The organism is Streptomyces sp. NPDC005435 (assembly GCF_040703155.1).
Classification (GTDB): domain Bacteria; phylum Actinomycetota; class Actinomycetes; order Streptomycetales; family Streptomycetaceae; genus Streptomyces.
This window is the reverse complement of sequence record NZ_JBEXEQ010000002.1, coordinates 243,135-264,093: the sequence shown is the minus strand read 5'-3', so window position 1 is coordinate 264,093 and position 20,959 is coordinate 243,135. Positions and strand designations below refer to the sequence as shown.

15 protein-coding genes are annotated in these 20,959 nt (G+C 71.7%); 7 read left to right on the top strand and 8 right to left on the bottom strand.

Features of this window, described 5'->3' with window-relative positions; all coding sequences use genetic code 11:
• Positions 1–7 precede the first annotated feature (7 nt).
• Genes AB0898_RS04235 through AB0898_RS04220 form a run of 4 tightly spaced genes read right to left on the bottom strand, consistent with a single transcriptional unit; the run spans position 8 to position 5,856 of the window.
• On the bottom strand, positions 8–673 hold the full coding sequence (locus tag AB0898_RS04235; protein WP_366801259.1) for an ATP/GTP-binding protein: 666 nt from the start codon (positions 671–673) through the stop codon (positions 8–10).
• Positions 654–1,094, bottom strand: coding sequence for a DUF742 domain-containing protein (locus tag AB0898_RS04230; RefSeq protein WP_366801258.1), 441 nt, complete (start codon positions 1,092–1,094; stop codon positions 654–656). Before AB0898_RS04230 ends, AB0898_RS04235 begins: the two co-directional genes overlap by 20 nt.
• Positions 1,091–1,588 carry a roadblock/LC7 domain-containing protein gene (locus AB0898_RS04225; protein ID WP_361775469.1) on the bottom strand — a complete coding sequence of 166 codons (498 nt, stop codon included), beginning with the start codon at positions 1,586–1,588 and terminating at the stop codon, positions 1,091–1,093. Before AB0898_RS04225 ends, AB0898_RS04230 begins: the two co-directional genes overlap by 4 nt.
• Positions 1,585–5,856, bottom strand: coding sequence for a nitrate- and nitrite sensing domain-containing protein (locus AB0898_RS04220; protein ID WP_366801257.1), 4,272 nt, complete (start codon positions 5,854–5,856; stop codon positions 1,585–1,587). The genes AB0898_RS04225 and AB0898_RS04220 overlap by 4 nt, the downstream gene beginning before the upstream one ends.
• Before the next feature lie 384 nt (positions 5,857–6,240).
• On the opposite strand from AB0898_RS04220, the gene AB0898_RS04215 reads away from it, so the two are divergent.
• Positions 6,241–7,029, top strand: a complete 789-nt coding sequence (locus AB0898_RS04215; protein ID WP_366801256.1) for a hypothetical protein — start codon at positions 6,241–6,243, stop codon at positions 7,027–7,029.
• A gap of 28 nt (positions 7,030–7,057) precedes the next feature.
• Here AB0898_RS04215 and AB0898_RS04210 read toward each other — a convergent pair whose 3' ends face one another.
• Entirely contained in the window at positions 7,058–7,549 is a 492-nt protein-coding gene (locus AB0898_RS04210; protein ID WP_366801255.1) for a MarR family transcriptional regulator, read from the bottom strand.
• 1 nt (position 7,550) lies between these two features.
• Positions 7,551–7,787, bottom strand: coding sequence for a hypothetical protein (locus AB0898_RS04205; RefSeq protein WP_366801254.1), 237 nt, complete (start codon positions 7,785–7,787; stop codon positions 7,551–7,553).
• On the opposite strand from AB0898_RS04205, the gene AB0898_RS04200 reads away from it, so the two are divergent.
• Positions 7,786–8,622 carry a lysozyme gene (locus tag AB0898_RS04200; RefSeq protein WP_366801253.1) on the top strand — a complete coding sequence of 279 codons (837 nt, stop codon included), beginning with the start codon at positions 7,786–7,788 and terminating at the stop codon, positions 8,620–8,622. The two genes, AB0898_RS04205 and AB0898_RS04200, sit on opposite strands and share 2 nt — an antisense overlap.
• A 132-nt stretch (positions 8,623–8,754) precedes the next feature.
• Here the strand turns inward: AB0898_RS04200 and AB0898_RS04195 are convergent, their stop codons facing one another.
• Both AB0898_RS04195 and lon read right to left on the bottom strand, forming a co-directional pair.
• The gene (locus AB0898_RS04195) at positions 8,755–10,797 is read right to left on the bottom strand and encodes a hypothetical protein (protein ID WP_366801377.1); all 2,043 of its coding nucleotides are present in this window, start codon (positions 10,795–10,797) and stop codon (positions 8,755–8,757) included.
• Positions 10,798–11,058: 261 nt separating this feature from the next.
• Positions 11,059–13,494 (bottom strand): endopeptidase La, encoded by a 2,436-nt coding sequence (gene lon / locus AB0898_RS04190; protein WP_366801252.1) that lies wholly within the window; start codon positions 13,492–13,494, stop codon positions 11,059–11,061.
• Between the two features lie 235 nt (positions 13,495–13,729).
• Between lon and AB0898_RS04185 the strand changes: the two genes are divergently transcribed.
• The 5 genes from AB0898_RS04185 (at position 13,730) to AB0898_RS04165 (ending at position 20,763) form a co-directional block, all read left to right on the top strand.
• A complete protein-coding gene (locus AB0898_RS04185) occupies positions 13,730–14,407 on the top strand; it encodes a spermidine synthase (protein ID WP_366801251.1) in 678 nt (225 codons plus the stop codon).
• 108 nt (positions 14,408–14,515) lie between these two features.
• On the top strand, positions 14,516–15,256 hold the full coding sequence (locus AB0898_RS04180; protein ID WP_361775487.1) for a response regulator transcription factor: 741 nt from the start codon (positions 14,516–14,518) through the stop codon (positions 15,254–15,256).
• Complete coding sequence (locus AB0898_RS04175) at positions 15,253–16,359, top strand: ATP-binding protein (RefSeq protein WP_366801250.1); 1,107 nt, start codon at positions 15,253–15,255, stop codon at positions 16,357–16,359. Before AB0898_RS04180 ends, AB0898_RS04175 begins: the two co-directional genes overlap by 4 nt.
• Positions 16,360–16,672: 313 nt before the next feature.
• Positions 16,673–20,449, top strand: coding sequence for a multifunctional oxoglutarate decarboxylase/oxoglutarate dehydrogenase thiamine pyrophosphate-binding subunit/dihydrolipoyllysine-residue succinyltransferase subunit (locus tag AB0898_RS04170; protein WP_366801249.1), 3,777 nt, complete (start codon positions 16,673–16,675; stop codon positions 20,447–20,449).
• Positions 20,450–20,583: 134 nt separating this feature from the next.
• Positions 20,584–20,763: a DUF6104 family protein gene (locus AB0898_RS04165; RefSeq protein WP_003992906.1), complete on the top strand. Its 180-nt coding sequence runs from the start codon at positions 20,584–20,586 to the stop codon at positions 20,761–20,763.
• Positions 20,764–20,959: the final 196 nt, after the last annotated feature.

Below are 20,959 nucleotides of genomic sequence, written 5' to 3'. Positions count from 1 at the left end.
GCTGGGACTACTCGGGGGTGACGTCCAGCGCGTGGCCCACCAGGGCCAGCAGGGTCTCGATGACCGAGATCCGGCGCCGGGCGTCCATGATCATGACAGGGACGTGCGCCGGGATGGTCAGCGCTTCCCGCACGTCCTCCGGCTCGAAGTTCTCCGTGCCGTCGAAGTGGTTGACCGCGACCACGTAGGGCAGGCCGCAGCTCTCGAAGTAGTCCAGCGCCGGGAAGCAGTCCTTGAGCCGCCGGGTGTCGGCCAGGACCACGGCGCCTATCGCACCGCGCGTCAGGTCGTCCCACATGAACCAGAACCGCTGCTGGCCCGGCGTGCCGAACAGGTAGAGCACCAGATCGTCGTCGAGCGTGATGCGGCCGAAGTCCATCGCCACGGTGGTGGACGTCTTGCCCGGGGTGGCGGTGAGGTCGTCGGTCTCCTCGCTCGCCTGGGTCATCAGGGCCTCGGTCTGCAGCGGGGTGATCTCCGAGACCGCTGTGACCAGAGTGGTTTTGCCCACGCCGAAGCCGCCCGCCACCACGATCTTGGTGGCGACGGGGGCGCGGCTGCGGTCCTGCTGCCAGGACTTGAGGTTCTCGTCGGGATCGGCGGTCCCGACGAGGGCGGAGACGGTGGAGACGTTCCCGACGGAGGCGGTGGCGTCAGAGACGACGGAGTCCACTCAGCACCCTTTCCAGCAGAGCGCGGTCCGGACGGCCGGTGCCGTGACCGGTTCCGGTGCCGTACACACGGATCTTTCCCTGGTCCGCGAGGTCGCTCAGGAGCACCCGGACCACGCCGAGCGGCATGCTCAGCAGCGCGGCGATCTCGGCCACCGTGCGCATACGGCGGCACAGTTCGACGATGGCCAGCATCTCGGGCATGACCCGGGCGCCGGCACCACCGTCGGTGAGTTCCCTGCGCTCCTCGGGGGCGTCGATGGCCGCCGTGGTGGCCACGAACGTCTCCACCAGGAGGACGTGGCCGAAGCGGGTGCGCCCGCCGGTGAGCGAGTAGGGGCGGACGCGGGCGGCCTTGCGGTCGCCGCCGCGTACGGGAAGCTGCCCCTTCTTGGACTTGTTCCTCGTCCCCGTCCTGCTCATCGGCCGCTCCCCGTCGTCTCGGACTCCAGCGATTTCCTCAGCTCGCTGCGGAGTTCGGGCGTGAGCACGTGTCCGGCACGGCCGACGAACAGGGCCATGTGGTACGCCACGACGCTCATGTCGCACTCGGCGGAGCCGTGCACGCCGAGCAGCGAACCGTCGCTGATCGACATGACGAACAGGCTTCCCTCGTCCATCGCGACCATCGTGTGCTTGACCGCGCCGGAGTCCATCAGCTTGGCGGCGCCGACGGTGAGGCTGCCGATGCCGGAGACGATGGTGGCGAGGTCGGCGGCGCTGCCGCGCGGCCCCTTGGCAGGGCGTGCCTGCCGGGACTCCTCCGCCCGCTCGGGGTCGGAGGACAGGAGCAGCAGGCCGTCGGAGGAGACGACCGCCACGGACTGGATGCCGGGTACTTCCTCGACCAGGTTTGTCAGCAGCCAGTGCAGGTTGCGGGCTTCACTGCTCAGTCCGTAAGTACTGGGCGTGGTCAACTGCTTGCCTCCTCGGCTGGGCCCCCCGTGGCTTCTTCGACGTGTTCGCCGGTGGCGGGCCGCTCGTTCCGGCCCGTCTTGTCGGCGATCTCCGCTTCCACATCCCGGTAGCCGGCCTGGGCTCCGCGGCGGAATCCGCCGAGCCTGCGGCGCAGGGCCTCGGCGTCGACGCTTCCGCCGCGAGGGGCCGCCGGCGCCTCGGGTGCGGTGATCTTGGGTGTGCGCTTGGGGAGGCCCTTGGCGGTGAGCCGGTCCTCCGCCTCCGTCTCCTCCGCGGCCCGCCCGTGAACGGCCCCCTCCCCAGGGGCGTCCCCGGACCTGGGCGCGGGAATACGAGCCTGCGGCACGAACTCTTCCCGACCGCCCCGCGACGCGCCCTCACCGACGAACCACTCGCGCTCGGCGGACGCGGGGACTCCGTCGGTTCCAACGGGCGCGGAGACTCCGTCGGTTCCAACGGGCCAGTCGTCATCCTGGTCCCGGCGGGCGGCGGCGTCGGACGAGTCGGCGTCGTCGCCGGCACGGTCGGCGGCAGCCCCGGGCCAGTCGTCGGCCTGAGCGCGGCGCGCGGGGCGGGCGAAGGCGTCGGAGGAGTCGGCGGCTTCGCCGGGCTCATCGTCGGCGCGGCCGGCCGCAGCCCCAGGCCAGTCGTCAGCCTGAGCGCGGCGCGCGCTGCGGGCGGCGGCGTCGGACGAGTCGGCGGCTTCGCCGGGCTCATCGTCAGCACGGTCGGCCGCAGCCCCAGGCCAGTCATCGGCCTGAGCGCGGCGCGCGCTGCGGGCGGCGGCGTCGGACGAGTCGGCGGCGTCGCCGGGCTCATCGTCGACGCGGCCGGCCACAGCCCCGGGCCAGTCGTCAGCCTGAGCGCGGCGCGCGCTGCGGGCGGAGGCGTCGGACGAGTCGGCGGCTTCGCCGGGCTCATCGTCGGCGCGGCCGACGGCAGCCCCAGGCCAGTCATCGGCCTGAGCGCGACGGGCGGGGCGGGCGACGGCGTCGGCGGAGGACGCGGTCTCCGCGTCCGGCCAGTCGTCAGCGTGGCTGCGGCGGGCAGCGCCATCGGACGAACCGGCGGCGTCGCCAGGCTCGCCGTCGGCGCGGTCGGCCACAGCCCCAGGCCAGTCATCGGCCTGGGCCCGGCGCTTGGCGCGGGCAGCGGCATCGGACGAACCGGCGGCGTCGCCAGGCTCGCCGTCGGCGTGGCCGGCTACAGCCCCGGGCCAGTCGTCAGCCTGAGCGCGACGGGCGGGTTCGGCCGACGCGTCGGAGCGGTCGTCCGCCGTGCCCGGCCGGTCGTCGGCGTTGTCGGCGGCTCCGCCGGGCCAGTCGTCGCCCCGAGTACGCCGGGCGGCACGCGCGGCGTCCCCGGCGGGGGACGCGGCCTCCGCGTCGGGCCAATCGTCCGACTGGGCACGGCGAGTGGCGCGGGCAGCGGCTTCGCCGGGCTCGTCGTCGGCGCGGTCGGCCGTAGCACCGGGCCAGTCGTCAGCCTGAGCACCTGCGGCCGAGGGCGCCGCCTCCGCGTCGGACCGGTCGTCCGCAGCGGCAGCGTCGTCGGCCTGGGCACGGCGGGCGGTGGTGTCGGCGGGAGCCGCAGCCTTGCCGGGCCAGTCGTCGCCCTGAGCTCGCCGGGCGGCGCGGGCGGCGTCCCCGGCGGAGGGCGCGGCCTCCGCGTCGGACCGGTCGTCCGCAGCGGCAGCGTCGTCGGCCTCGCCGGGCCAGTCGTCGGCGCGGGCCGCGCGGGCGGCCAGGCGCTGGGAGCGGGCGGCGATACGGCTGGTGCCCTCGTCCGACGGCTCGGCCGCTTCGGCATCGGCACGCCTGGCGCCGGCGTCGGTGCGCTGGGGCTCGGCGGCGGGCCGCTCGGTCCCGGCGTCGGCGGACTTGGCCTCAGCCTCAGCCTTGGCCTTGGCCTCAACCTTGACCTTGGCGGACTTGGCCCCCGCCTTCGTCCCGGCGTCCGCGTCCGTCTCCGGGAGCAGCAGCTCCATCGTGGTCTCGGTGACCAGTGGCGGTACGCGGCCGGCGGCTTCGTCTCGTACCGCCTTCTCCGCGAGGGCGACCAGTGGGTCGGTGCCCTTGTCGCGGCCGCGCAGGACGTTGGAGTTGGCCTCCGCGTCGGCGCCGGGGAGGGAGAAGGACTGGGTGGTGTCCCGGCGGGTGGCCGGGTGCGGGATCGCGGCGACCGGGGTCTCGGCGAGCAGCGCCTCGGGCAGGACGACGACCGCCGCCACACCCCCCTGCTTCTGCTCGCGCAGCTTCACGCGGATGCCGTGCCGGTGGGCGAGCCGGGCCACCACGTACAGACCGAGCCCGAGCCCGTCGGCGCCCTCCTGCTCGTACGGCGACTCCGGGTCGAACTCCGCGAGGCGGGAGTTGAGCCGGTCCATGCGCTCGGTGGTCATGCCGATGCCCTCGTCCTGGACGGAGAGCATGACCTCGCCGGACTCCAGCATCCAGCCGGAGACCTCGACGGGCAGGTCCGGCGGGGAGAACGAGCTGGCGTTCTCCATGAGTTCGGCGAGCAGATGGGAGAGGTCGTCGGCGGCGAACCCGGCCACGTGCGCGTGCGGCGGCAGCGCGGCGATGCGCACGCGCTCGTACCGCTCGATCTCGCTGACGGCCGCCCGGACCACGTCGACCAGCGGGACGGGCCCGGGGTGCGGCAGGACGTGCTCGGTGCCGGAGAGGACGAGCAGGTTCTCGCTGTGGCGGCGCATGACCGTGGCGAAGTGGTCCAGCTTGAACAGCGTGGCCAGCCGCTCCGGGTCCTGCTCGCGCTCCTCCAGCCCCTCGATGACCGAGAGCTGGCGCTCGACGAGGCCGAGGGTGCGCAGCGCGAGGTTGACGAAGGTGCCGCCGATGCTGGTCCGCAGCCGCTCCAACTGGGCGGCGGACTCGGACAGTTCGGTACGCAGCTGCTCGCGCGCGTCGGCCATCTTCTGCCGCTGGCCGACCAGGTGCTTGCGGTCGGCCTCCAGCGTGGCGATCCGCTCGTGCAGCGCGACGGCGTGCGCGTGCAGGGCGTTGACGGAGCGGACGACCTGGGCGAACTCGTCGTTGCGCCCGGTGAAGGCGATCGGCTGCTCGGCCGTCGGGTCCTCGGCGCCGGCCAGCCGGGCCGAGCCGCGGCGCAGCACGGACAGCGGGCGGGTGAGCGTGCGGGCCATGCCGGTGGCGATGCCGACGGCGACCAGCATCAGCACGCCGAGCGCGGCGACGCGGATCTCCAGCGCGGTGACGTCGTCGTCCCGCAGCTGGGCGAGGTCCTTGGTGCGCCGGTCGTAGAGGGCCTGCTCGGCGCCGCGCATCAGGTCGACGCGGGCGGAGAGCGTGGCGTCCAGCTTCTTGGGGCTGGTGTTCAGCTCGCTGTCGCCGAGGGCCGGCTGGTCGGTGAGGGCGGCGAGGTACTTGTCGGCGGAGTTGACCTCGGTGCCGGTGACCGTCGAGTCGAAGGAGGTGACGGCCTGCTTGGTGCCGGTGGCGCGGAAGTCCGCGAGGGAGGAGTCGGCGCGCAGCCGGGCCTGCTGGGCGGCGGCGGTGAGCGCGTCGCGCTGCTTGCGGTCGGCCTCGCTGGTGGTGCGGGTGGTGACCGGCAGACCGGTGACGGGGCTGACCACCGTGTTCGGGGTGGACGGCACGCTGAGCGCGGCCAGCAGCAGGCCGCGGGCGGCGGCGGACTGCTGGACGGCGGTGTCCAGCTCGGCGAGCGCGTAGCCGCCGGTACCGGCGCGCGGAGGCATCTTCTCGGCCAGTTCCGTGGCGAGCCGGTGCAGGTCCGTGATGGTGGCGGAGTACGCCTGGTGGGTCTGGAGCGCGTCCGTCTTGCCCGTGAGGGCGGTACGGCGGACGGCCGCTATCCCGTCGAGGTCGGCCCGCAGCCGGGCCGGGATGCCGGTGTCGGCGCGCAGGTCCTCGACCTGGCGGTCCACCCGGGCGCCGCGCTCCTCGGAGGGTGCCTTGGACTGGGGGCGCCCCGCCGCCACGTAGGCGGTCACCTCGTCGCGCTCGTCCGCCAGGGAGTGCGCCAGCGCGAGGGCGTCCTGGGTACGGGCCGACAGGGTCGCCAGCTCCTGGGACTCGCTGAGGTCCCGGGACGCGCCGAGCAGCGCGGGCGCGCCTGCTCCGGCGATGGCCGCGGCCACAACCGCCACCGCGACGATCAGCCGGGTGCGCACATGAGTGGGGCGTCCGGCGCCCACGGGGGTCTGCTCGGCGGCCCCCTCGGGGGCCGTCTGCCTGCCTGTGCGCCGAGGCCGCTTCTTCTGCACCGGTGCTCGCAATCCTGAACTCGTCTACCGAAGGGCCCGGGTGGCGCCCCGTCGTCTCGGTGCCAAGTGGTGCGTACACCCGGTTCGTACGGTTCCCGACCCTCCCAGCGCCGGTGGGCAGTGGCCGCGCATCACCTGACCCGCCACCCGAAGGAGTGAACATCGGAGGGGAGTTGGCGGGCAAGTTCCGCCGGCCGGTCCGACACCCGCGTGCGGCGGGCCGGTTGGACGCGCGGGGCAGCCTTTGGCAGTATTCGCCGCCACGTCTTGCCGTAGTACGCCAATTGCCCGCAAACCAGGCGGCCATGCGGGCCCGACGGCTCAATTGCGCCATGGTCGACGATGTTTGGCGATTTCCGTGGAGGGTTCGTGCAGACTGGCCCGGTGCGCACTGAACTCGTCTCGGAACCCGGCGACCCGGACCGCCCCAACGAGGACTTCGCGAGTGTCGGACTACCCGTCTGCGGTCAGGGCGGTTGCGTGATCTTGCTGGACGGGGTGACACCGCCCCGGACGGAGACGGGATGCGCCCACCCGGTCCCCTGGTTCACCGCGCGGCTCGGCGGCGCACTGACCGAACTGACCGTTTCCGACCGACATCTGACGCTGCCGGAGATTCTCGCGCGCGCGATCGACCGAACCCGTTCCGCGCACTCTCAAACCTGTGACCTTTCTCACCCGCGAACACCCCAGGCCACGGTCGTTCTGGCCCGCTGGTCGGCCGACCTGCTGGAGTACCTGGTCCTGTCCGACTCGGCGCTGCTGCTGCGCGCACCGGACGGGACGGTCACCCCGGTCCTGGACGACCGCCTGGCCCGGCTCCCCCGCGCGGCGCTCACCACCGACGCGCTGATCGACGCGAACCTGCGCAACAAGGAGGGCGGCTTCTTCACGGCCGCCGCCGATCCCTCGGTCGCCGCCCGCGCGGTCACCGGCAGCGTGCCGCGCCACCGCGTGCGCGCGCTGGCCGCGCTGACCGACGGCGCCACACGCTGGACCGAGAAGTTCCACGAGGGCGACTGGACGGCCCTGTTCGACCTGATCGCCGAACAGGGCGCCGACGCCCTGGTGGCCCGGGTGCGCGAACTGGAGGACAAGGACCGCGAGGAGCGGACCTTCCTGAGCCGGAGCAAGACGCACGACGACGCGTCGGTGATCCACGTCGCCTTCTGAGCGGGGCCACTTCTCCGTCCGAGCCGGGCTACTTCTCCGCGATGCCGTTCAACTGGTGCAGCAGCCGCGCCAGTTCGGCGACCTCCTGGCGGTCCCAGTGGGCGAGCTGGCTGACGTAGCGGGCGCGGCGGGCCTCGCGGACCGTGCCCACCCGGCAGCGGCCCTCGTCGGTGAGCGTGACGAGCCAGGCGCGGCCGTCGGCCGGATCGGGCTCGCGGGCGATCAGCCCCAGCTCCTCCAGGGCCCGCAGCTGGCGGGACATGGTGGCCTTGCCGACGCCGATGTACGCGGCCAGCTCGGTGGCCCGCTGCCCCCCGCACTCGTCGAGCCGGATGAGCAGGCCGTACGCGGAGGACTCCAGGTCGGGGTGGACCTCACGGGCCATCTCCCCCTGGTTGGCGCGGGCGCGCCGCAGCAGCACGGTCAGCTCGCGTTCCAGCGCCAGGAACTCCTGGTCCGCGCAGCGCGGCACCTCCTGGCCGCCGGCGCCGTGCGCGCCGCACTTTCCGTCCTCGTGCACGTCAGCACCCCTGAATCGGTTTCGCGTCCTGAAATTTTCTGCCGAACCCGGTCATCACCGCAGCTCCGTCAGTATTTCGCAGGCGTAGACCAACGGCGGCATCGAAGCCCTCTTCCACCCGCTCATCTACGTGCGTAGCTTCGATGACCGGGCCCGACATGCCAGACAGGCCCGACAGTTCCCGTGACATGGCCACGATCCCCCACTTCTCCTCGGAACCGCCCAGGAGGTACGTCATGCCCGTGCACAGACCCCGCTCCCCCCGTCCGCGTCCCCGCACGCGGCTCGTCCCGGCCCTGCTGACGGCGCTCGCGCTCGCCGCCCTGACCGCCGTACCCGCCGCCGCCCGCACCGCCGCGGCGCCCGCCCGGGGCTCCGCCTGGCTCGGCATCGGCGTCGCCGCCCACGACGGCCGCTCCGGCACTCCCCCCACCGTCGCCGCCGCCGTCCAGACCGAGGGCGTCGACGTCTCCGGCCACCAGGGCGGCGTCGACTGGGCCACCCTCTGGAACAGCGGCGTCCGCTGGGCCTACACGAAGGCCACCGAGGGCACCTACTACACCAACCCGTCCTTCGCGCAGCAGTACAACGGCTCGTACAACGTCGGCATGATCCGCGGCGCGTACCACTTCGCCACCCCGGACACCACGACCGGCGCCGCCCAGGCGAACTACTTCGTGGACCACGGCGGCGGCTGGTCGCGTGACGGGAAGACCCTGCCCGGCACCCTCGACATCGAGTGGAACCCGTACGGCGACGCCTGCTACGGCAAGACCCCGGCGGCGATGGTCTCCTGGATCGCGGACTTCCTGAACACCTACCGGGCCCGCACCGGCCGCGACGCCGTGATCTACACGGCGACCAGCTGGTGGACCCAGTGCACCGGGAACTCCGCCGCGTTCGCCGCGAACAACCCGCTGTGGATCGCCCGCTACGCCGCCGACCCGGGCACCCTCCCGGCGGGCTGGGGCTACCAGACGATGTGGCAGTACACCTCGTCGGGACCGACCGTCGGCGACCACGACCGGTTCAACGGCGCCCTGGACCGGGTGGTCGCGCTGGCCAACGGGTGAGCACCCCGCGCCTCGGCAACGGGTGAGCACGCCGCCTCCCGGCAACGGGTGAGCGCCCCGCGAAAACGCCGGACCCCCGGCGGCACCTGTGTGCCGCCGGGGGTCCCGTGCGTGCGGACGGAGGGAGACCGCTCAGCCGGCCATCCCCTCCGGCTCCAGGGAGAGCTCGACGGCCGCCGAGGGGACCCGCTGCTGCGGGATGACGAGGCTCTGGGAGGCCGCCGCCAGGTCCTCCGCCCGCTCCGCCGCGGCCAGGTCGGCGAGCGCGTTGACGGCGGTGTTGAAGCGCTCCATGGAGCTCGGCCGGTCCGGGCCGAGCACGTACTCCTTGAGGGTGCGGCGCTGCGCGGCCATCGGGTCGTGCAGCGGCTCGCGGATCGAGCGCAGGATCTCCGGCAGCCGCGTGCACGCCCGGTCGAGCAGGTAGGCGCCGCCGGCGGTGGTGTACGCGGCGCGGAACTCCTCGTCGGGCAGGTCGTGCGCGTTGGTCAGGACGTACGGCTTGAGGCTCGCGACGAAGTCGGCGACCACGGAGGAGACGTCGCTGATGAGCATGTCCGCCTGGTTGAAGCACTCGTACAGCGTCGGCAGCTGCTTCACGACGACGTGGTGGCGGATCTGGCCGCTGCTCTCCCAGAACAGGCGGTGCCACTCGTCGTGCAGTTCCTGCCACTCGGCGGAGCCGTCGAGTTCGGGCAGCCGCGCCTCACGGATCTGCTCGGCGTCGTCGCCCGCCTGGCTTCCGGCCAGTTCGCCGATGCGCTCGCTGATCTCCTTCAGCCTCGGCTCGACGGCGGCCGCGGCGGCCTCCGCCTCCGCCGCCCCGCGCTGCTCGTTGTCGTCGCGCAGCAGCTGGCGGATGGTCCGGTCCGCCTCGGCCGCCTCGGCCGAGCGCTTGCCGGTGAGCGGATGCGGCTTGTAGATGACGCGGACGTTCTCCGCGAGGAGGCGCTCGATCAGCGCGACGCCCATCGGGATCAGGGAGGTGTGGCAGTCGTCGTCGCTCCAGCCCTCCCAGGTGGGGGCGTACAGGACGGTCGGCAGCGGGCCCGGCACGTGGTCGGCGTGCAGCCGGATCGGCGCCAGCTGCGGGCGGCCCACCTCGACGATGGAGGAGTCGCTGATGGCGTGCCGCACCCGCTGGTAGCGGTCGCGGCCGGCCCGTCCGGCCACCCAGATCTCGTCGTACACCTTGCTGACGCGGTTGCTGCTGGCGAGCTTGTCGCTGTCGCCGTGGCCGATGAAGACGTGCTTGGCCTCGGCCACGCGCAGCATGTGCACGTTCTTGCCCGCGTTGCCGGGGTACAGCACCACGCGGACGTCGGACAGCTCCAGCTCGGCCAGGTCGTCGGCCCTGGGCACGCAGATCACCGGGAGACGGGTGCGGCTCAGATAGCGGAACGAGGCCCGCTCGCGCAGCACGATCACCGGGCGCAGGTCGAGCTGCTCCAGCGTCTCGATCCACATGTTGACCTGGTACATGAAGTTCCGGGAGACCGAGGCGAAGCTGAAGTACAGCGCGACCTCGGGCCGGTAGGCCGCCAGCTGGCGGTTGACCTCGGCGAAGACCTCCTCCTTGCCGGGCATCCGCCGCACCCGGCGGTACTGGTCCAGCAGGGCCAGCATCGCCGTCACGGACAGCGCCGCCGTCACCGCGAAGCCGGCGTACGCCGGGTACCGCGTGCCGGTCGCCAGCGCGACGAGCAGACCGGCGTGCGCCGGTATGTCGAAGTGGAGCAGCTTGCGCAGGTAGCGCCGGAAGAGGATCGCCGGGGGCTGCCGCGGCACGTCCAGCGCGGAGAGGTCGAGGTTGCGCACCACCAGCGGCAGCACGCGGCGGCGCCGGATGGCGTGGTGCACCGCCGAGTACAGCATCACCAGGGCGAAGTGCGCGCCGAAGACGGCCACCGCGACGGCCAGCACCCGGTGCGACACACCGATACGGCCGGCCAGGGCGAGCAGCATCGTCGTCCGGAGTGCGAACCGCATGGTGCGGTTGAGCTGCAGCGCGGTCAGCCGGCGGATGAAGCCGGGGGCCCGGCTGTGCAGCGCCTCGTCCACGGCGTAGCTCACGACGGAGGCCACCGCGAACCAGCGGACCGAGGGCATGAGGGCGAAGACGGGAAGTGCCACGAACGTCGCGGCGAGCAGGAATACGAGCAGCAAGTCGGTCACCCCGCGCACACGTACAACGCCGCACAGCCGACGAATGATCATGGACAAGACTTCTCCCCCAAAGGACTTCACAAGGTCGCACGGCGAGCTAAATGCTGCCTGTTCAACTGTTCGACCAAGGAAGGGGGCAAAGAGTTGTGCACCTTGCCTTCAAGAAATGTTCACGCCCTGTTCAGTAAGGGACATTTCCGGCCTTCGGGCACGGGAAAGGCCCGGTTTCCCTCGCGGGACCCGGGCCTTTCCCTCTTCCAGTGACGTCCGTCACGCCGCCACCGGAACCTCCGCCTCCACGCCCTGCGCGGCCGGGGCGAGCGCCAGCTCCAGCACCTGGCGCACGTCGGTCACCGCGTGGACGTCGAGCTTGTCCAGCACCTCGGCCGGGACGTCGTCCAGGTCGGCCTCGTTGCGCTTGGGGATGATCACGGTGCTCACCCCGGCGCGGTGGGCGGCGAGCAGCTTCTGCTTCACACCGCCGATCGGCAGGACGCGCCCGGTCAGCGACACCTCGCCGGTCATCGCGACATCCGTGCGGACCAGCCGGCCGGAGAGCAGCGACGCGAGCGCGGTCGTCATGGTGATGCCCGCGCTCGGCCCGTCCTTCGGCACCGCGCCCGCCGGGAAGTGGATGTGCACGCCCCGGTCCTTCAGGTCGGCCACCGGCAGCTCCAGCTCCGCGCCGTGACCGCGCAGGAAGCTCAGCGCGATCTGCGCCGACTCCTTCATCACGTCCCCGAGCTGACCGGTGAGGGTGAGCCCCGCCGCGCCCGTCTCGGGGTCCGCGAGGGACGCCTCGACATAGAGGACGTCGCCGCCCGCGCCGGTGACCGCGAGTCCGGTGGCGACACCGGGTACGGCGGTACGGCGCTCGGCCGGGTCCTGGGCGGACTCGGGCACGTGGTGCGGACGCCCGACCAGGCCGCGCAGGTCCTCGTCGCGGACCGTGAACGGCAGCTCCCGCTCGCCCAGTTCGTGCTGGGCCGCGACCTTGCGCAGCAGCCGCGCGATGGTCCGCTCCAGGGTGCGCACGCCCGCCTCGCGGGTGTACTCCCCGGCGAGCCTGCGCAGCGCGCCCTCGTCGATCACGACCTCCTCGCCGGTCAGACCGGCGCGCTCCAGCTGGCGCGGGAGCAGGTGGTCGCGGGCGATGACGACCTTCTCGTCCTCGGTGTAGCCGTCGAGCCGGACGATCTCCATCCGGTCGGCCAGCGCCTCCGGGATCGCCTCCAGGACGTTGGCGGTGGCGAGGAACACCACGTCGGACAGGTCGAGTTCGACCTCCAGGTAGTGGTCCCGGAAGGTGTGGTTCTGCGCGGGGTCGAGGACTTCGAGGAGGGCGGCGGCCGGGTCGCCCCGGAAGTCCGAGCCCACCTTGTCGATCTCGTCCAGGAGCACGACCGGGTTCATCGACCCGGCCTCCTTGATCGCACGGACGACACGGCCGGGCAGCGCGCCGACGTAGGTGCGCCGGTGGCCCCGGATCTCCGCCTCGTCCCGGACACCGCCGAGCGCGACCCGGACGAACTTCCGCCCCATCGCGTGCGCGACGGACTCGCCCAGGCTGGTCTTGCCGACGCCGGGCGGCCCGACCAGCGCGAGCACGGCACCGCCGCGCCGCCCGCCGATCACACCGAGACCGCGCTCACCGCGCCGCTTGCGCACCGCGAGGTACTCGGTGATGCGCTCCTTCACGTCCTCCAGACCGGCGTGCTCGGCGTCCAGGATCTCCTTGGCGCCCTGGATGTCGTACGCGTCCTCGGTCCGCTCGTTCCACGGCATCTCCAGGACGGTGTCCAGCCAGGTGCGGATCCAGGAGCCCTCGGGCGACTGGTCGGAGGCGCGCTCCAGCTTGTCGACCTCCTTGAGGGCGGCCTCGCGGACCTTCTCCGGCAGGTCGGCGGCCTCCACACGGGCGCGGTAGTCGTCGGACTCCTCGGCCGTGTCGTCGCCGTCGCCGTTCAGCTGGCGCAGCTCCTTGCGGACCGCCTCCAGCTGGCGCCGGAGCAGGAACTCGCGCTGCTGCTTGTCGACGCCCTCCTGGACGTCCTTGGCGATGGTCTCGGCCACCTCCTGCTCGGCGAGGTGGTCGCGGAGCTGCTGGGTGGCGAGCTTCAGCCGGGCCACCGGGTCGGTGGTCTCCAGGAGCTGGATCTTCTGTTCGGCGGTGAGGAAGGGTGAGTAACCGGAGTTGTCGGCGAGCGCGGAGACGCCGTCGATGGCCTGGACCCGGTCCACGACCTGCCAGGCACCGCGCTTCTTCAGCCAGGTGCTGGCCAGCGCCTTGTACTCCTTCACCAGCTCGGTCACCTGACCGGGCAGCGGGTCGGGCAGGGTCTCCTCGACCCGGACACCCTCGACCCACAGCGCGGCACCCGGACCGGTCGTACCGGCGCCGATGCGCACGCGGTCGCGGCCCCGGATCAGCGCACCGGGGTCGCCGTCGGCCAGCCGGCCGACCTGTTCGACGGTGCCGAGGACGCCGGTCCTGGCATACGTGCCGTCGATGCGCGGCACCAGCAGCACCTTGGGCTTGCCCGACTCCGAGCGGGCGGCGGCCTGCGCGGCCTGCGCGGCTTCAACGGCCGCCCGCACCTCGGCGTCACTCAGGTCCAGCGGTACGACCATCCCCGGCAGCACGACTTCACCGTCGAGCGGCAGCACGGGCAGGACGAGCGTGAACGCCGTGGACTCATCAGCCATGATCTCCCCTTTGACAGTCAACTTGAGCAACACTGACTCAATGCTCGTGAGCCCTTGAATGTTCCCCACCGCTTGTTCACTCTGAGCGAACAGGCGGGAGCGGATGCGTCGCCGCAGCCGGAAGCGGGTCGGGAGGGGGACGGGCGAGGGCGGGCCGGGGGCGGGCGAGGGCGGGCCGGGGCGGGTTCCGCAAAACGCGTGGCCCGGTCCCGCCGGGTCCAGCAGGATGACCCGCATGACCACGACGCACGACAGCCCCGTTGTCCTGGACCGGCGCGACGGGCCGTACGGCGAGGTGGTCCTGCGCCGGCACGGCGGCCTGCTCCAGATCATCGCCAACGGATGCTTCCTGATGGACACCTCGGACGGGCGCTCGGAGCGGCTGCTCGTGGACGCCGCGCGGACCGCGCTCGACGGCCGCCCGGCGCCGGACGTGCTGATCGGCGGCCTGGGGGTCGGCTTCTCGCTCGCCCACGCGGCGGCCGATCCGTACTGGGGCCGGATCGTCGTGGTGGAGCGCGAGCCCGCCGTGATCGGCTGGCACCGGTCCGGACCGCTCGGGGACCTGTCGGCGGACGCGCTCGCGGACCCGCGCACCGCCGTGGTCGAGGACGATCTCGTCTCTTACGTCAATGAGACATCGGACACGTTCGACGCACTGTGCCTCGACATCGACAACGGCCCTGGATGGACCGTCACCGAGGACAACGACGGGCTGTACACGAAGGCCGGACTCGCCGCCTGCGCAAGGGTGTTGAGGCCGGGCGGGGTACTGGCGGTGTGGTCGGCCCAGCCCTCTCCGGAATTTGAAGGAACCTTGCGGAATGCCGGGTTCCGGCAGGTGCGTACCGAAGAGGTGCCCGTTGCCCGTGGCGTTCCCGACGTGGTGCATCTCGCCGTCCGCCCTGGATAGCGACGGCCCGGCGTGTCCCCGTAATGTGCTGCCCTGACACCGATCATCAGGCGTCGAACGCAGTCATGGGATCACCCCACGGATTCCGGAAAGCAGCAGGGGCGGGCGATGGAGCAGACACAGACCTCCCAGACCGGTGCGGCGACCACGACCCAGGGCGCCCAGCGCCGGGTGCTGGTCGTCGAGGACGACCCCACGATCGTCGACGCCATCGCGGCCCGGCTGCGCGCGGAGGGATTCCTCGTGCAGACCGCCGGCGACGGCCCGGCAGCCGTCGACACCGCCGAGGCATGGCAGCCCGACCTGCTGATCCTCGACATCATGCTCCCCGGCTTCGACGGCCTGGAGGTCTGCCGCCGCGTGCAGGCCGCCCGCCCGGTGCCGGTGCTGATGCTCACCGCGCGCGACGACGAGACCGACATGCTGGTCGGCCTGGGCGTCGGCGCCGACGACTACATGACCAAGCCGTTCTCCATGCGGGAACTGGCGGCCCGTGTGCACGTGCTGCTGCGCCGCATGGAGCGCGCCGCCATCGCGGCCACCACGCCCCGCTCCGGGATACTGCGCCTCGGCGAGCTGGAGATCGACCACGCCCAGCGCCGGGTGCGGGTCAAGGCCGAGGACGTGCATCTGACGCCCACCGAGTTCGACCTGCTGGTGTGCCTGGCCAACACCCCGCGCGCGGTGCTCTCCCGTGAGCAGCTCCTCGCCGAGGTGTGGGACTGGGCGGACGCCTCCGGCACCCGGACGGTGGACAGCCACATCAAGGCCCTGCGGCGGAAGATCGGCGCCGAACGCATCCGCACGGTGCACGGTGTCGGGTACGCGCTGGAGACGCCGACGCCGTGAGCGGGGGACGGGAAGCCGCACGGAATGGCTCCGGGAGGAATCAGCCCTGGGGCGGCGTACGCCCGTTCTCGATCAAGACCAAGCTGGGCGCCCTGGTCGTCATCTCGGTGCTGATCACCACCGGTCTGTCCATGATCGCGGTGCACACCAAGACCGAGCTGCGCTTCATCACGGTCTTCTCGATGATCGCCACGCTGCTGATCACCCAGTTCGTGGCGCACTCGCTCACCGCCCCGCTGGACGAGATGAACGCGGTGGCCCGCTCCATCTCGCACGGCGACTACACCCGCCGGGTGAGCGAGGGCCGCCGCGACGAACTGGGCGACCTGGCCGTGACGATCAACGTCATGGCCGACGAGCTGGAGGCCCAGGACCGCCAGCGCAAGGAGCTGGTGGCGAACGTCTCGCACGAGCTGCGCACCCCGATCGCGGGCCTGCGCGCGGTGCTGGAGAACATCGTCGACGGCGTCACCGAGGCCGACCCCGAGACCATGCGCACCGCGCTCCAGCAGACCGAGCGCCTGGGCCGGCTCGTGGAGACCCTGCTCGACCTCTCCCGGCTCGACAACGGCGTCGTCCCGCTGAAGCTGCGCCGCTTCGAGGTGTGGCCGTATCTGTCCGGGGTGCTGAAGGAGGCCAACATGGTCGCCTCCGCGCGCGCGGGCATCGCCTCGGGCTCGGGCACCCACACCCGTACCGATGTGCATCTGCACCTGGACGTCTCCCCGCCGGAGCTGACCGCGCACGCGGACCCCGAGCGCATCCACCAGGTCGTCGCCAACCTGATCGACAACGCCGTCAAGCACAGCCCCGCCTACGGCCGGGTGACCGTGCGGGCGCGGCGCGGGGCACAGCCGGAGTCGCTGGAGCTGGAGGTCCAGGACGAGGGTCCGGGCATCCCCAGGTCGGAGTGGCACCGGGTGTTCGAGCGGTTCAACCGGGGCTCGGTGACCCGTCCGCACGGTCCGGGCAGCGACGGGGGCACGGGACTCGGTCTCGCGATCGCCCGCTGGGCGGTGGATCTGCACGGCGGACGGATCGGCGTGGCCGAATCCGAGCGCGGCTGCCGGATCATCGTCACTCTTCCGGGGCTTTCCTCGTAGCCGAGTTGACGTAGAGTTCACTCCGGAAGACCAAGATCACCGAAGATCCGCGCCGCCGGAACCGTGTGATCAGGTCCGGGCCCGCGCCGGTCGACGAACGACGGCGTTTCAAGGGCCTGGTTCCTCGCACCCTCACCCTCGCTCTGACGTGCGGAACCACGCTTGTTTCCCGCCATTTCAGGCCCCGAAACGCGGTTCCCGATGTGACTTACACGACGATGAACGGGCCCGACCTGACCATCGCGCTCCGGGAGGCGTAGCCTTTATTCCCGCTGTCCATCACCTTGTGAAGCGGAAGAGGGCGGTTGCCGCCGTGTCGCCACAGTCCCCCAGTAACTCGAACCTTTCGACCGACGACCAAGCCGGGAAGAACCCCGCCGCGGCGTTCGGCCCGAACGAGTGGCTCGTCGACGAGATCTATCAGCAGTACCTCCAGGACCCGAATTCGGTTGATCGCGCCTGGTGGGACTTCTTCGCCGACTACAAGCCGGGGGCTCCTGCCGCCTCGGCTCCGGTGAGCGCCACGGCCGCGGGGGCCGCGGGGACCACCTCGGCCGCACCGGCCCAGGCCGCGCCCGCCGCGCAGGCCCCGGCCGCCGTGAAGCCCGCCGCTCCGGCCCAGGCCCCGGCTCCGGCCCCGGCGGCGAAGGCCGCCCCGGCCCCCGCCAGGCCCGCGCAGGCCCCGGCCGCCGCTCAGCCGAAGGCCGCCGCGCCGGCCGCCGAAGGCCCCGAGCTGATCACCCTGCGCGGCCCGGCCGCCGCCGTGGTCAAGAACATGAACGCCTCGCTGGAGCTGCCGACGGCCACCTCGGTCCGCGCGGTCCCGGTGAAGCTGCTGTTCGACAACCGCATCGTCATCAACAACCACCTGAAGCGCGCCCGGGGCGGGAAGATCTCCTTCACGCACCTGATCGGCTTCGCCATGGTGCAGGCCATCAAGGCCATGCCGTCCATGAACTGGTCGTTCGGCGAGAAGGACGGGAAGCCCACCCTCGTCAAGCCGCCGCACGTCAACCTCGGTCTCGCCATCGACCTGGTCAAGCCCAACGGCGACCGCCAGCTGGTCGTCGCGGCGATCAAGAAGGCCGAGACGCTGAACTTCTTCGAGTTCTGGCAGGCCTACGAGGACATCGTCCGCCGCGCCCGCGAGGGCAAGCTGACCATGGACGACTTCACCGGCGTCACGGTCTCCCTGACCAACCCCGGCGGCCTCGGCACCGTCCACTCGGTCCCGCGTCTGATGCCCGGCCAGTCGGTCATCATGGGCGTCGGCTCCATGGACTACCCGGCGGAGTTCCAGGGCACCAGCCAGGACACCCTGAACAAGCTCGGCATCTCGAAGGTCATGACGCTCACGTCGACCTACGACCACCGGACGATCCAGGGCGCCGCCTCCGGCGAGTTCCTGCGCCAGGTCGCGAACCTTCTCCTCGGCGAGAACGGCTTCTACGACGACATCTTCGAGGCGCTGCGCATCCCCTACGAGCCGGTCCGCTGGCTCAAGGACATCGACGCCAGCCACGACGACGACGTCACCAAGGCCGCCCGCGTCTTCGAGCTGATCCACTCCTACCGGGTCCGCGGCCACGTCATGGCCGACACCGACCCGCTGGAGTACCAGCAGCGCAAGCACCCCGACCTCGACATCACCGAGCACGGGCTCACCCTGTGGGACCTGGAGCGCGAGTTCGCCGTCGGCGGCTTCGCCGGCAAGTCCCTCATGAAGCTGCGCGACATCCTCGGCGTGCTGCGCGACTCGTACTGCCGCACCATCGGCATCGAGTTCATGCACATCCAGGACCCCAAGCAGCGCAAGTGGATCCAGGACCGCGTCGAGCGCCCGCACTCCAAGCCGGAGCGCGAGGAGCAGCTGCGCATCCTGCGCCGTCTGAACGCCGCCGAGGCGTTCGAGACCTTCCTGCAGACGAAGTACGTCGGCCAGAAGCGCTTCTCGCTTGAGGGCGGCGAGTCCGTCATCCCGCTGCTCGACGCGGTCATCGACTCCGCCGCCGAGTCGCGCCTGGACGAGGTCGTCATCGGCATGGCCCACCGCGGCCGCCTGAACATCCTCGCCAACATCGTCGGCAAGTCGTACGCGCAGATCTTCCGGGAGTTCGAGGGCAACCTCGACCCGAAGTCGATGCACGGCTCCGGCGACGTGAAGTACCACCTGGGCGCCAAGGGCACCTTCACCGGCCTGGACGGCGAGCAGATCGCGGTCTCCCTGGTCGCGAACCCCTCGCACCTGGAGGCGGTCGACCCGGTCCTGGAGGGCGTCGCCCGCGCCAAGCAGGACATCATCAACAAGGGCGGCACGGACTTCACCGTCCTGCCGGTGGCGATCCATGGCGACGCGGCCTTCGCGGGCCAGGGCGTGGTGGCCGAGACCCTGAACATGTCGCAGCTGCGGGGTTACCGCACCGGCGGCACGGTCCACATCGTCATCAACAACCAGGTCGGCTTCACCGCCGCCCCGGAGTCCTCCCGCTCGTCCATGTACGCCACCGACGTGGCCCGCATGATCGAGGCCCCGATCTTCCACGTGAACGGCGACGACCCGGAGGCCGTGGTCCGCGTCGCGCGGCTCGCCTTCGAGTTCCGCCAGGCGTTCAACAAGGACGTGGTGATCGACCTCATCTGCTACCGCCGCCGCGGTCACAACGAGTCGGACAACCCGGCCTTCACCCAGCCGCTGATGTACGACCTGATCGACAAGAAGCGCTCGGTGCGCAAGCTCTACACCGAGTCCCTCATCGGTCGCGGCGACATCACCCTGGAAGAGGCCGAGCAGGCGCTCCAGGACTACCAGGGCCAGCTGGAGAAGGTCTTCACGGAGGTCCGCGAGGCCACCGCGCAGCCGGCCCAGGGCGAGTCCCAGGCGCCGAGCGACAACTTCCCGGTGGCGGTGCCGACCGCGATCTCCGCGGAGACCGTGAAGCGGATCGTCGAGTCCCAGATCGACATCCCCGACCACATCACCGCCCACCCGCGGCTGCTGCCGCAGCTGCAGCGCCGGGCGTCCATGGTCGAGGACGGCACGATCGACTGGGGCATGGGCGAGACCCTGGCCATCGGCTCGCTGCTCCTGGAGGGCACCCCGGTCCGCCTCGCGGGCCAGGACTCCCAGCGCGGCACCTTCGGCCAGCGCCACGCGGTGCTCATCGACCGGGAGACCGGCGAGGAGTACACCCCGCTGCAGTACCTCTCCGAGGACCAGGCGCGGCTGAACGTCTACAACTCCCTGCTGTCCGAGTACGCGGCCATGGGCTTCGAGTACGGCTACTCGCTGGCCCGCCCGGACGCGCTCGTGATGTGGGAGGCCCAGTTCGGTGACTTCGTCAACGGCGCGCAGACCGTCGTGGACGAGTTCATCTCCTCGGCCGAGCAGAAGTGGAACCAGACCTCCGGTGTGGTCCTGCTCCTCCCGCACGGCTACGAGGGCCAGGGCCCGGACCACTCCTCGGCCCGCCCGGAGCGGTTCCTGCAGCTCTGCGCGCAGAACAACATGACGGTCGCGATGCCCACGCTCCCGTCGAACTACTTCCACCTCCTGCGGTGGCAGGTCCACAACCCGGACCACAAGCCGCTGATCGTCTTCACCCCGAAGTCGATGCTGCGTCTGAAGGCGGCGGCGTCGACGGCGGAGGAGTTCACCTCCGGCGAGTTCCGTCCGGTCATCGGCGACAGCACGGTCGACCCGGCCGCCGTCCGCAAGGTCGTGTTCTGCTCGGGCAAGGTGTACTACGACCTGGAGGCCGGGCGGCAGAAGCGCGGCATCACGGACACGGCGATCATCCGCCTCGAGCGTCTGTACCCGCTGCCGGGTGCGGAGGTCCAGGCGGAGGTCAACAAGTACCCCAACGCCGAGAAGTACATCTGGGCCCAGGAGGAGCCGGCCAACCAGGGCGCGTGGCCCTTCATCGCCCTCAACCTGATCGACCACCTGGACCTGGCCGTCGGAGCCGACGTCCCGGCGGGCGAGCGCCTGCGCCGCATCTCGCGGTCGCACGGCTCCTCCCCGGCGGTCGGCTCCGCCAAGCGCCACCAGGCGGAGCAGGAGCAGCTGGTGCGTGAGGTGTTCGAGGCGTAGCCCCGCACGGGCCGCGTTTCGGCGAGAGGGCTCGGCTTCCGGATGCGTCCGGGGGCCGGGCCCTTTCCCGTTCGGGCTCGCGGCTGCCTATGATTTCGATGTCCCTTCGCACACCCACCGACGGAGCTCCAGCCATGTACTTCACCGACCGAGGCATCGAGGAACTGGAGAAGCGGCGCGGCGAGGAGGAGGTCACCTTCGAGTGGCTCGCCGAGCAGCTGCGGACGTTCGTCGACCTGAACCCGGACTTCGAGGTCCCGGTGGAGCGGCTGGCGACGTGGCTGGCGCGGCTGGACGACGAGGACGACGAGTAGGACCCCTCGGGGAGACCCCCGGCTGCTTTCGGCAGGCCCACGACGGAGAGCTTCGGCTTCCGTCGCGGGCCTGCTGTCGTTTGTCCGGGCGGTGGTCGCGCAAGTGTCCGGGCGGTGGGCCCGCGGGCGCTCACGAAAGAGTGTCTTGACTTCCCGGAGCCACGATATATCGTGTTTCCCGGAAGACGCGATATGG

Excerpts from the sequence above, each read along its gene's own strand:
- AB0898_RS04230 (WP_366801258.1), bottom strand. The coding sequence starts at position 1,094 with ATGAGCAGGACGGGGACGAGGAACAAGTCCAAGAAGGGGCAGCTTCCC.
- AB0898_RS04200 (WP_366801253.1), top strand. The coding sequence starts at position 7,786 with ATGCCCGTGCACAGACCCCGCTCCCCCCGTCCGCGTCCCCGCACGCGG.
- AB0898_RS04205 (WP_366801254.1), bottom strand. The coding sequence starts at position 7,787 with ATGACGTACCTCCTGGGCGGTTCCGAGGAGAAGTGGGGGATCGTGGCC.
- lon (WP_366801252.1), bottom strand. The coding sequence starts at position 13,494 with ATGGCTGATGAGTCCACGGCGTTCACGCTCGTCCTGCCCGTGCTGCCG.
- AB0898_RS04185 (WP_366801251.1), top strand. The coding sequence starts at position 13,730 with ATGACCACGACGCACGACAGCCCCGTTGTCCTGGACCGGCGCGACGGG.
- AB0898_RS04180 (WP_361775487.1), top strand. The coding sequence starts at position 14,516 with ATGGAGCAGACACAGACCTCCCAGACCGGTGCGGCGACCACGACCCAG.
- AB0898_RS04165 (WP_003992906.1), top strand. The coding sequence starts at position 20,584 with ATGTACTTCACCGACCGAGGCATCGAGGAACTGGAGAAGCGGCGCGGC.